We start from the raw sequence: 618 nt of genomic DNA on the forward strand, positions 1-618 counted from the left end.
GCTACATTATCGGATATTACTGCCAACTCAGGCCACATCAGTATAACGGTGGTCTAACTCCCAATGAATCAGAACGATTATATTGGGAAAACTCTAAAACCGTGGCCAATTTTAGTTGACCACTACAGCTGTTGAACTATGGTGAAATATCACTATGGATAGCTTTAGTAACACTTATTTTAAAAAGCTGGCGAACCCTATTCAAATGAAAGTGTGATGATGGCTCTTGCAGACTCCAAAGAAAGTCATTCACGTACACAAATAATCACACAATAGCTTAAAGTCAGCCGAACAAGTTTGAACAAACAGGTTCAATGATTATTGAAGAAGGGCGCCAAGTAAAACTACGGATTGGTAAGCTAGCCCTAGCCAATCAGAGTATTACGGATTACAAGGAGTGAGTATGTAAGTATGCGTGGAATTGATTTTTAGAAGACGGCACTGAGAGTGATAAAAATAAAATGCTATTTTACTCAAACGAAAAAAGCCCTGCTATTACTAGCAGGGCTTCTTAATAAGTGGCGGAGCGGACGGGACTCGAACCCGCGACCCCCGGCGTGACAGGCCGGTATTCTAACCAACTGAACTACCGCTCCGCAGCGTGTCTGGTTAGACAAT

The 618-nt window shown here is 42.2% G+C and carries 1 tRNA gene; it reads right to left on the reverse strand.

Annotated features, from left to right (window positions below):
* Positions 1-519 precede the first annotated feature (519 nt).
* Positions 520-596 (reverse strand) — tRNA-Asp (locus AACV32_RS09575).
* Positions 597-618 lie beyond the last annotated feature (22 nt).

Source organism: Vibrio sp. B7 (genome assembly GCF_963888765.1).
In the GTDB taxonomy this organism is placed as follows: domain Bacteria; phylum Pseudomonadota; class Gammaproteobacteria; order Enterobacterales; family Vibrionaceae; genus Vibrio; species Vibrio anguillarum.